The following is a 272-nucleotide window of genomic DNA, read 5'->3' on the forward strand; positions in this document are numbered from 1 at the left end:
CCTCGGTGCCCACCTCCCGCGCCACCCGGGTCACTTCGTCGGCGAACGCGGAGAGCTGGTCGACCATCGTGTTGATGGTGTTCTTCAGCTCCAGGATCTCCCCGTTGGCGTCCACATCGATCTTCTTGGACAGGTCACCGCGAGCGACCGCGGTCGTGACCTGCGCGATGTTGCGCACCTGGTTGGTCAGGTTGGCGGCCATGGTGTTGACGCTGTCGGTGAGGTCCTTCCACGTGCCGGCCACCCCGTGCACCCGGGCCTGCCCGCCGAGC

General features: G+C 67.3%; 1 protein-coding gene. It reads right to left on the reverse strand.

Annotated elements, in window-relative coordinates:
* Window positions 1-272 (reverse strand): HAMP domain-containing protein (locus SREC43747_RS20090; RefSeq protein ID WP_037332904.1); only part of this gene is annotated, 272 nt, incomplete at both ends.

The organism is Saccharopolyspora rectivirgula DSM 43747 (assembly GCF_000497205.1).
Taxonomy (GTDB): Bacteria; Actinomycetota; Actinomycetes; order Mycobacteriales; family Pseudonocardiaceae; genus Saccharopolyspora; species Saccharopolyspora rectivirgula.